The sequence below is a fragment of the Brevibacillus nigriterrae genome, from assembly GCF_049846925.1.
In the GTDB taxonomy this organism is placed as follows: domain Bacteria; phylum Bacillota; class Bacilli; order Brevibacillales; family Brevibacillaceae; genus Brevibacillus_H.
The window spans coordinates 25785-36448 of sequence record NZ_JBNCMT010000045.1 but is presented as its reverse complement, the minus strand read 5'-3'; the positions used below and the strand labels follow the sequence as shown (position 1 = coordinate 36448).

Annotated in this window: 11 protein-coding genes and 1 other annotated feature; of the genes, 1 reads left to right on the top strand and 10 read right to left on the bottom strand. The window is 44.5% G+C overall.

Going from position 1 to position 10664, the window contains the following annotated elements; genetic code table 11:
- The 7 genes from ACPW7N_RS24010 to ACPW7N_RS23980 form a co-directional block, all read right to left on the bottom strand.
- A partial coding sequence (locus ACPW7N_RS24010) for an Ig-like domain-containing protein (RefSeq protein ID WP_425654080.1) occupies nucleotides 1-1197 on the bottom strand: 1197 nt, incomplete at its 3' end.
- 28 nt (nucleotides 1198-1225) lie between these two features.
- Nucleotides 1226-1741: a phage tail protein gene (locus ACPW7N_RS24005; protein WP_425654078.1), complete on the bottom strand. Its 516-nt coding sequence runs from the start codon at nucleotides 1739-1741 to the stop codon at nucleotides 1226-1228.
- A gap of 19 nt (nucleotides 1742-1760) precedes the next feature.
- A complete protein-coding gene (locus tag ACPW7N_RS24000; RefSeq protein ID WP_425654077.1) occupies nucleotides 1761-2252 on the bottom strand; it encodes a phage tail protein in 492 nt (163 codons plus the stop codon).
- Between the two features lie 30 nt (nucleotides 2253-2282).
- Complete coding sequence (locus tag ACPW7N_RS23995) at nucleotides 2283-2798, bottom strand: phage tail protein (RefSeq protein WP_425654076.1); 516 nt, start codon at nucleotides 2796-2798, stop codon at nucleotides 2283-2285.
- A 28-nt stretch (nucleotides 2799-2826) separates the two neighbouring features.
- Complete coding sequence (locus ACPW7N_RS23990) at nucleotides 2827-3357, bottom strand: GNAT family N-acetyltransferase (RefSeq protein ID WP_425654074.1); 531 nt, start codon at nucleotides 3355-3357, stop codon at nucleotides 2827-2829.
- A gap of 165 nt (nucleotides 3358-3522) precedes the next feature.
- Entirely contained in the window at nucleotides 3523-5040 is a 1518-nt protein-coding gene (locus ACPW7N_RS23985; RefSeq protein WP_425654073.1) for a solute symporter family protein, read from the bottom strand.
- Nucleotides 5037-5354 carry a DUF485 domain-containing protein gene (locus tag ACPW7N_RS23980; protein ID WP_425654071.1) on the bottom strand — a complete coding sequence of 106 codons (318 nt, stop codon included), beginning with the start codon at nucleotides 5352-5354 and terminating at the stop codon, nucleotides 5037-5039. Before ACPW7N_RS23980 ends, ACPW7N_RS23985 begins: the two co-directional genes overlap by 4 nt.
- Before the next feature lie 459 nt (nucleotides 5355-5813).
- On the opposite strand from ACPW7N_RS23980, the gene comER reads away from it, so the two are divergent.
- Entirely contained in the window at nucleotides 5814-6635 is an 822-nt protein-coding gene (comER, locus tag ACPW7N_RS23975) for a late competence protein ComER (RefSeq protein ID WP_425654069.1), read from the top strand.
- Between the two features lie 49 nt (nucleotides 6636-6684).
- Here comER and leuS read toward each other — a convergent pair whose 3' ends face one another.
- From leuS to rsfS, 3 genes are all read right to left on the bottom strand, one after another.
- A complete protein-coding gene (gene leuS / locus ACPW7N_RS23970) occupies nucleotides 6685-9153 on the bottom strand; it encodes a leucine--tRNA ligase (protein WP_425654067.1) in 2469 nt (822 codons plus the stop codon).
- An 83-nt stretch (nucleotides 9154-9236) separates the two neighbouring features.
- Nucleotides 9237-9487, bottom strand: a binding site (T-box leader).
- 63 nt (nucleotides 9488-9550) lie between these two features.
- Entirely contained in the window at nucleotides 9551-10294 is a 744-nt protein-coding gene (locus tag ACPW7N_RS23965; RefSeq protein ID WP_425654066.1) for a class I SAM-dependent DNA methyltransferase, read from the bottom strand.
- Between the two features lie 3 nt (nucleotides 10295-10297).
- A complete protein-coding gene (rsfS, locus tag ACPW7N_RS23960) occupies nucleotides 10298-10654 on the bottom strand; it encodes a ribosome silencing factor (RefSeq protein WP_425654064.1) in 357 nt (118 codons plus the stop codon).
- Between the last annotated feature and the right edge of the window lie 10 nt (nucleotides 10655-10664).

Below are 10664 nucleotides of genomic sequence, written 5' to 3'. Positions count from 1 at the left end.
GCTCGCCACCGCTGTGATGTCCTTTGTCGCCACCACCTCTGCATCCACCGTTACGCTGATGCTCGCTGTTTTGTTGGTCGTATTTGTGACATTGCTTGGCAGATTGGTTAGTGTTCCTGTTACAGTAAACGTCTGCGCCGTCTTTGTTGCTGGATTGTAGGTTGTACTCGCAACATCCCAACTCACGTCCACATTGATTTTACTGCTATCGTCCAAGGTGACTTCTACTTCCGCTGGCAATCCCAGGGCAGCTACTGTTTTGGTGGTACCATTGGCAAGTCCTGTTATCGCTGTTGGGTTTTTCACCGACAAGATATCCTTCGTCGGCTCCGCATCCACTGTCACACTGATACTCGCTGTTTTGTTAGTTGTATTTGTCACGTTGCTTGGCAGATTGGTTAATGTTCCTGTTACAGTAAACGTCTGCGCTGTCTTTGTCGCTGGATTATACGTTGTACTCACAACATCCCAGCTTACGTCTACATTGGTTTTACTGCTGTCACTCAAGGTGACTTCCACTTGTGAAGGCAAACCTAGTGCAGTCGCATTTTTAGCTGTTCCATTAGGTAGTCCGGTTTTTGCGGACGGACTCGTCACCGACGTGATGTCAACAGTTCCCGTTGAAAGCACAAGTTGTGGCCTTAAGGAAGTAAAAGGAAAGTTATCCGAAGCAAACATGAATTGCACACCCGGCACTACTTCTTCACCGACTAATGCAAATGTTACAACTTTATCTGCACTCATCCGGGTTTGTACAAAACCAGTTACTTCAAGTTCTTTCCACTGTCCCTTCGTAACACCAGTGTCAGTCGGGTTCAATAGAGGATCACCAGGATTTTTTGGAAAGGAAGCACCCCATGAATTGATGCTGGAACCATACACCTTGACGATGGGAACTGCCGAGTCTGCTAGATTAAGATCTTGAATTTCGGTTACATAGAAACGCAATGTAGCCTTCGAAACAGCTTCATTGATGTCGGTCAAATTGAATTGAATGGCTGATTTTTCCACTCCATATTCCGCATCTCCTGAAAAACCAACAAAGTTCTCAGGTTCATCCATCCAGTATCCTCCCGCATCCCATATTCCGTCTTTCGCTGGTGCCTTTGTATATGATCCTGCATGAATGATAGGAACGCTCAGAAAATTCTGAGACAGGAACATCAAACATAATAGTAGATAAAGGATTTTTTTCACTTCTTCCTCCCTCCTCCAAGCATATTCATCAACCTTTCGATGGATAATTTCCTTGTAATGCAATGATAAAATTCAATCCAAGGTAGGGTTGCATATTATTGTGCGCCTGACTTCCTCCCACTGCATCTATAGCTCCTGCATTCATCGTTGTATCTGCAGTATCCGAATATACATTCGCTCCCATTCTGCCATCTGAATTCGCCCATACTGCTCCCGCAGGTTCTTTGAGTGTTTGTGTTTGAACTCCACAAGGGAGATGTGTATGAATTGGTATCTGACTTTGCAGCAAAGTAACTGTATCTTGTCCAGCATTACTTGCAAATGCACGACTGGTTAATCCAGGACCATCTCCAAAGCACATTGGGACACGATTTCTGAAATCCGGCAAATTAAAATTATTTTTGTCTCCGCCAAACTTGTTGCCGATAATCGAGTACAGAGGTACATTTTTGTTAACAGGCAAGGAACTCCCGTCACATATTGCCCATCCGTCAGGCGCATACGAACCTGCAAATAGACGAATTTCTCCTAAATAAGGATCCATATCTTTCTCCTTCTTTCCTTTAGTTTTTAGATGGGTAAAACCCCGTTGTTGCAATGCAAAAATTCAGTGCCAGAAAAGGCTGCATGTTACTATGAGGCTGACTGCTCCCTGTGATGGAAAGTGCATTTGCGCTCATCGTTACATCTTTGTCATTACCGTAACAAGAAATTGAGCCCGAACCCCAATAATTGCCTGCTACTTTTCCTTTTTTTGCGCTTGCTGATGCAGATGCCAGATGAGTATGGGCAGGCATTTCTGCTACGGTCAACGTATGATACTCCTCACCATTTGCTTCTCCAATCAACTTTGAATCTACTAGTCTTGGAACTCTCCCTTGTAAATTCGGCAACGCAAATGTTGTTTTTCCATCCCCGCCAAATTTGGTTCCAAGAATGAAAAAGAGTACCTCATTTCCATTAACGGGTAAAAGCTGGCCATTGCACATCGCCCAGCCTTTTGGCACATTTTTCATGGAAAACATCCGAATTTCACCAATGAATGGTTCTGACATGTGAATCCCTCCCAATAAATTTGTGTTTCTCTATTTCTCCTGTAGATTCGTTCCTGTCAGTGCAATGATAAAATTCACTGCAAGAAACTGCATCATGTTATTATGAGGAAGATTTCCGCCTGCAGGTTGAATGGCTGCAGCATTCATCACGGCGTCAGAGGTCCCCTGTGCATATTGATTAATTGAGCTGGTCGCCCAATAATTATTCTTTGCTTCTATAGTTGTTCCAGCAGACTGAGCGTTAACGGTATGCGTATGCGCTGGAATCTGCGATGTAGTCAACGTCACCGTCTCTGTTCCTTCTTTCTGTCCGAGAGCATAAGTCGCACTTGATAAAGAACTTATTCCCATATGAATCGGAATTCTACCCCGCAAGTCAGGCAGATTAAATTTCGTCTGTCCATCTCCTCCGTATGTCGTGCCAATCAGAGTGTACAATTTGGTATTTTGACTGATCAGTAGCTCTTGCCCATTGCAAAATGCCCAGCCTGCTGGGGGATAATCACCGGAAAACATTCTAATTTCGCCTAAATATTGATCACTCATTCGAAAGCTCCTTCCCTGTCTCGTTCTGTTATTTACCCGCCTGCCACTCCATGGCAAGATAGGGCATTTTTTCACCAGTTACATGAAACCCTAGCCGTTCATACAAATTTTGTGCTGGATTATTGTACATGACATGCAATTGCACTGCCTTCTCCATTACCTCTGCTCTCGCCTGAATATCACTGATCAAGTGTGTTCCTATTCCTTTGTTTCGATAGTCAGCAAGCAGTGATATATCAATGACTCGTATGGATTGATCCGTGATTTCCGTCAGTATTTGCCCTACTCGCATCTTGTCCAGCCGGATAATCTCATGATCTGCGGAAGGAAACTGCAGTGCATAGGAACGCTTCTGCATATCGAACTGCATCCGAAGAAACGTTTCACACTCTTCCATGTCCCAGCCAATTGCCCGCATCTCTTCCTCTCTTGTTTCCTTAAACACTTGAAAGAGGAATGACTCATCAGCCTTTGTAACACTATGTCTCTCGATCATGATTGAAGAGCCTTTATTTTTGTAAAAATTTGCGAATGTACTGGATTTTGCATTGTTACTCAACCTCCTATCTCTTTTTTTACAAATTTCCCTATATTTCATGGTAACAAATGTCACTTAACAAACACTTAACAACAGGTTGCAGGAAAAAGCGCAACGACTCGTGGATAATAAATACAAAAAAGCCCTCGCAACAATTGTTACGAGAGCCTGCCAATCGATATGAAATTAGCCTACTTTCTTGATACCGGTATTGGCTTGAACAAAGATTTCTGTGTACTTCTCTTCATCCGTTTGTTTCGCTCCGCCACTCAGTACTGAACCGAGATAGCAGGCCAAAAATCCGAGTGGCACGGAGATAACGGCTGGATTTTTCAACGGGAAGATGGCTGCTTCACCCATGACGTTCGGGCTGAGTAGAATCAATCCAACCGAGCCGATCAGTCCAGTCAACATCCCTGCGACCGCTCCCGATGTATTGAATTTCTTCCAGAAGATCGTCAGAAGAATAACTGGCAGGTTCGCACTTGCTGCCACGCAGAATGCAAGGGCAACGAGATACGAAACGTTGAAGTTCTTCGCCCCAAGAGCCAACAGGATGGAGAAGATGGCAATCCCTACAGAAGCCCAACGTGCCGCTTTCATTTGTTCTTGTTCAGTTGCTTTGCCTTGACGCAATACATTGGAATAGAAGTCATGCGCAAACGCACTTGCCGCAGAGATAACCAAACCTGCTACTACAGCCAGGATGGTTGCAAATGCTACAGCAGAGATGAACGCAAGGAAGATATTGCCTCCCAGGAATGCCGCTAATTGCGGAGCTGCTAGGTTACCTGCTTTATTAGCTGCTACAATCGCATCTGAACCAACAAAGTAAGCAGCGCCGTAACCAAGAATTGGTGTCATCAGATAGAATAATCCGATAATCCATGTTGCAATTACGATCGATTTTCGAGCTGTTATCGCATTCGGTACGGATAAGAATCGGATGAGTATATGAGGCAGTCCTGCGGTTCCAAGTACTAATGCAAGATTCAAGGAAACAACATCTACTCCTGCGAGGAATGTAGTAGGTGCTGGAGGAAGTACAGCCTTCTCTCCTACCTTTGCTGCCACTTCGTTAAATAATCCAACCGGATTGAAGTCGAAATGGGCGAGAACCATTAGAGAAAGCGCAAATGTACCACCCATCAACAATACGGCCTTTACAATTTGTACCCATGTTGTTGCGAGCATGCCACCTGCTACTACGTAGATTGTCATAAGGATACCAATGATGATAATGGCTATTGAATAATCAATCCCGAGTAACAGTTTGATAATAGCACCTGCACCAACCAACTGGGCAATCATGTAAAATGTGCTGATCGCCAATGTGTTGAGAGCGGCAGTCGAGCGAATGGCTTTTGCATTGAAACGGGCAGCGATCATGTCTGCCATTGTGTATTTACCAAGGTTACGGAGTGGCTCTGCTACCAGGAAGAGTACCACCAGATAGGCTACGAGGTAACCAATCGAATAGAAGAATCCACTAAAACCGTTAAGTGCAATCGCTCCTGCGATTCCGAGGAAGGAAGCTGCCGACATGTAATCTCCTGCAATAGCCAAGCCGTTTTGCCAGCCCGTGATATTCCCACCTGCAACATAGAATTCACTCGTTGAGTTATTTTTCTTGGCAGCCCAATAAGTAATTAAAAGAGTTAAAATGATAATTCCGATAAAGAATGAAAATGCAGTTGCATTCATCCAGCTTTCACTCCTTTCTCTGACGCAGATTTCTTCACTTCGTCAACGAGCTTGTCAAAGTGATTGGCTTTGCTCATGTACATATGGCAAAGAATCCACGTCATAGCAAATTGTGCAAAAGCATATATGTAAGCCCAGTTGATCACTCCGATTGCCTTGCCGTTCAGGATAGTTGTATAAGCGGTTAAAATGGGGAGAGTAAAGTAGAAAATGATAAAAAATATCGTTGCAGGAATGATAAATGCCTTCTTTTGGCGGATTAGTTCTTGGAATGAAGATGATTGTTCAACGTTCTTCCAATCCTTTTTCGTCAATAGGATCCCCTCCTGATATTAGATACTTTTTTTGTGAGAGACATCTTACTAAATATTGGAGAGTCATTCATTCATACCGAATCCGATGAAAATAAAAACACCTCCTCAATCGCTAAACTGGAATTATTCCCCAACTTTAGATTTGTTTGCGTTTTCAACAAATTGTCCTGTTATCCTCACAAAAGTAATTTATATCATATTTTGAATTTTATCAATATTTATTCTTTTCGAATTATTTTTTTTTGAATAACAGTTACAAAAATTGTGCATAAAGTCACATCTTATGTATATCAGAATAATATATACTTGTCGGTTATTACTTGCTGTTTAACCTGGTTTACTTTATTTATTTCTATGTATTTTTATTAACATCCAGACACTCTAGTATGTTGTCAGGCATGAGCCAAGACCTCTCATCATATGATTTGTATGAGAAGATGACTTGTGGAGGGATTATTTATGCAAGTTGGATTTATTGGTACGGGCAGTATGGGAAGTATTTTGATTCGTTCATTTATCACTTCCCGTGCCTTATCCCCTGAACAAATCATTGCCTACAATCGCACGCCCTCTAAAGCACTTTCTTTAGCACAAGAGTATCGAGGCATTTCGATTGCAGAAAGTAATAGTGAAGTTGTTGAAAAATGCGACATTCTCTTTCTTTGTGTAAAACCGTTTGAGTATCGTCAGGTGCTCCAACAAGTGAAGCAGCATTTCAGGGCAGAGCAGATTCTCATTACCATTACCAGTCCGGTTGACATAGCTGATCTGGAACAATTGGTACCTTGTCCAGTGATTCGGGTCGTTCCGAGTATTACAAATGCCGCTAGTAGTGGTTTAACGCTGATCGAGTTTGGCTCACAGGTGACAGAAGGAGTCCGCCAAACGATTCTTTCACTTGTCTCCCATATTTCTCGCCCTATTGAAGTAAAACAAACGTTCCTGCGAATTGCTTCTGATATCAGCAGTTGTGGCCCTGCTTTCCTCAGTTATATCCTGCAACAAATGATTGAGTCTGCCGTGCAGGACTACAAGATTTCTCCAGAGGCAGCCACCTACTTGACTACTCAGATGGTCATTGGTTTCGCTGATTTACTAAAACAAGAGATCTTCTCCCTCCCTGCTCTCCAGGAACGGGTCTGTGTTCCAAAAGGCATAACAGGTGAAGGATTGTCCGCCCTTCAAGAACATATCCCGGGTGTATTCAATGAAGTATTCCATAAAACACATGCCAAGTTTGAAGAAGATTGCGATGAGATGAAGAGCCAGCTTGTTGAGTAATCTTTCGCCCAAAAAAGACTCACTCCATTGCTCGGAGTGAGTCTTTTCCTTATCCTACAACTATATTCACCAATTTCCCTGGAACAGCAATTACTTTGCGTATTTCTTTACCTTCGATCAACTGTTTGGTTTGATCATGCGCAAGAACGATTTGCTCCAGCTCTTCCTTGGACAGCCCGTTTGCCACAACAAGCTTATCACGCAATTTGCCGTTAATCTGAATGACAATTTCCACCTGATCAGTGACCAGTGCCTGTGGATCATAGGCTGGCCAGCTTTGTTCGTGAACGGATGTGGTGTGTCCTGTCATTTCCCACAGTTCTGCAGTAATGTGCGGTGTGATCGGAGACAACAAGACGAGCAATGTTTCAATCGCATATCCGTATGTTCCTCTATCAGCTTCAGCAGGGTATGCATACAGTTTATTGACAAGCTCCATGATCGTACTGATCGCTGTATTAAAGGTATAACGTTCACCGATATCCTCTGTTACCTTCTTGATCGCATAGTGCGTCATCCGGTATAACTCTTTTGCTGCGTCATCCGTCAAGGAAGGAACTGTTGATTGAGTTCCTTGCTCCACGTAGCTGTCTACCAGTCGCCATACCCGATTCAAAAAGCGGAAGCTGCCTTCAACTCCGGTGTCGGTCCAATCGAGATCACGCTCTGGTGGAGCAGCAAACAAAATAAACAGACGAACCGTATCGGCTCCATACTTCTCGATCATCTCATCCGGGCTAACCACATTGCCTTTGGATTTGGACATCTTGGCACCGTCTTTTAGCACCATGCCCTGCGTCAGCAAACTGCGGAACGGCTCGTCATAGGAGAGCATCTCTGCATCGTACAACACCTTGGTAAAGAAGCGGGAATACAAGAGATGCAGGATCGCGTGCTCAATTCCGCCAATATACTCATCCACTTGCAGCCACTTGTCTACGTTTTCTTTGGAGAAAGGAAGTTGTTCATTTCCTGAATCGGTGTAGCGCAAATAGTACCAGGACGAGTCGATAAAGGTATCCATCGTATCTGTTTCCCGTGTTGCATGACCACCACAAGAAGGACATGACGTGTGCAGGAAATCTTCGGAGGTTGTTAACGGGTTCCGCTTTCCGTCAATCACGACATCCTCCGGCAAACGAACCGGCAATTGCTCCAAAGGCACTGGAACCACACCACAACTGTCACAGTAGACGATTGGAATTGGTGCCCCCCAATAGCGTTGGCGAGATACAAGCCAATCACGAAGGCGGAACGAAACGGTCAACCCGCCTTTACCAAGCGTCTCCAGATGCTTGCCGATAGCACCGATGGCCTCCTGATTAGGCAAACCATCAAAATCACCTGAATAGATGAGAGTACCTTCTTCTGTATAGGGAGCAGCAATTCCGATCTCGTCTGCGATGATGTTCGGATCTTCCGGATTGATGACCGGTTTGATTGGCAAGTCGTATTTCTTGGCAAACGCAAAGTCCCGCTCATCATGCGCCGGAACACCCATCACGACACCTGTTCCATAGTCCAGCAACACGTAATTGGCTACCCAGATCGGAATCAATTCATCGGTGAGTGGATGCTTCGCATACGCTCCTGTGAAATGTCCTACTTTCTCGGCATCTGTGGAGGTGCGTGTAATATCGCTTTCTTTTTTCATCTCTGCTACAAATCCACGAACTTCCGCTTCCTGTGGCTTGCCTGCGATCAACTGCTCAACCAGTGGATGCTCAGGTGCGACTACCATATAAGTCACACCAAACAAGGTATCTGGACGGGTGGTAAAGACCGTAACTTTCTCATCCCCGAGCTCAGGAATGGTAAAATCGACATTTGCTCCTTCACTTTTTCCAATCCAGTTCTTTTGCATCGTACGGACTTTCTCAGGCCAGCGATCCAATTTATCCAAGTCAGTCAACAAACGGTCGGCATAGTCGGTAATTCGGAAAAACCATTGCTCCAGATCTTTTTTGGTTACCTCGGAATCACAGCGCCAGCACAAGCCGTCAATTACCTGCTCATTCGCCAATACGGTGGAGCATTCCGGGCACCAATTGACGAAAGCACGTTTGCGGTAAGCCAGACCCATTTCATAAAACTTGAGGAATAGCCATTGTGTCCAGTGGTAGTAATTTGGAGCACAGGTCGTAACCTCTCTTGACCAATCGATGCTTACACCGAGACGGTTTAACTGATGTTTCATGAAATCGATGTTCTCATACGTCCACTTCGCCGGAGCTGCTCCAAACTTGACTGCTGCATTCTCAGCAGGCAGACCGAATGCATCCCACCCCATTGGGTGCAGGACCTGGTATCCATTCATTCGTTTCAACCGGGCAATAATGTCTCCGATGGAATATACACGCATATGCCCCATATGAAGTCTTCCGGATGGGTATGGAAATTGTTCGAGACAATAAAATTTTGGTTTCTGTTCATCTTCATTGGTCCGATGACTTTTCTTTTCGACCCAGTTGTTTTGCCATTTTTGCTCGATGTTCTCTGGATTGTACACTCTTGCCATTTCTTGTTCCTCCTTAAATGAAATCCCGCCATACCACTTACGGTCGAAATAAAAAAACTCCCATCCACAAACAGCCTTACGCTGAAAGGGACGAGAGTAAATTTCCCGCGGTACCACCCAAATTGATGAACACGCTACAACGCATTCATCCTCCTTGATCTCCGTAACGTGGAGAGAATCGCTTTTGCTTACACAGGTAACAAGCCAGGAGGTTTGTCATCCTTGGGCAAAAGTGCTTAGAGGCGAGTTCAGATCGTCATCGGGTTGACTCACACCAGCCGTCAACTCTCTTAAAACCAATGTCGAGCTTACTACTCCTCATCGTTGCATTTGTCGATTTTTATCGAAAATCAATCTGATTCATTGAAAAGATTATAGTCAAATACTCCTGTTGCTGTCAATCTTGCGGACGCCTGGCGACATAAAATAGGCGCTCACTCTCATGATGAGGCGGCAAATTCTCGAAATCAGCAGTCAATTTCAGATCAGTGAATCCCGCATCTCTCAACCATTGAATCATTTTGGTTGGCTGATACGCTCGCTGGAAATGGGATTCCTCTAATCGTTCAAACAAGCCGTTGTTCTGGCGGACAAAAAATGTGAGCTGATGCTCAACCTCAAGCCTGTCAGTATCACAGAAACAGTTCCAAATATAAGCTAACTCTTCTTCTACCAGGGAAAAGGTATTGTCACCGAAAAACCGTGTGATTTTGAACGGGCTATGTACGTCAAATAAAAAGTATCCACCGGGATTGAGATGTTCGAATACTCGTTGGAAGGTGCTTTTCACATCTTCCTCGTCTGTCAGATAACTAAGCGAGTCGCACAGTGAGATGATTGAATCTGCTTTGGGTGCATTGAGTTCACTCATATCCTGTTCGAGCCAGCGAATGTTCACTTGCTCGTGACTCGCTTTTTCATAGGCCATTGCCAGCATCTCACTTGACAGGTCTACTCCATACACCAAGTACCCCTGTTTTGCCAATGGAATCGCTATGCTTCCCGTCCCGCAGCCAAGATCAATCACCGTTTTGGGCTGTCCATGCTGACGCCAAAAATCGCTGACCCAGGAAAGCCAGCGATCATAAGGAGAATCCTGCATCAAGGCGTCGTATACTTGAGCGAGGTGCGTGTAAGCCATCGTCTACGCTTTTTCTGTCAGTGTGACAATGTTGGCGTCACTCCACAGTCTCTCAATGTTGTAGAAATCGCGTTCTTCCCGATGGAATACGTGTACAACTACATCTCCGAGGTCAACCAATACCCAACGACCTTCTTCAGCGCCTTCAATTCCTTTTACGTTGTAACCGTTTTTGTGAGCTTGATCCCGGATTTCCGTTACAATCGCCTGAACCTGACGTTCGTTGTTTCCGTTACAGATAATGAAGTACTCAGCAATGACTGACAGCTTGCTAATGTCCATTACCACCACTTTATCTGCTTTTTTATCTTCTGCCGCTTTCACTACCAATTTCGCCAAGTCTTCCACTACATGTACCATCTAATTCCTC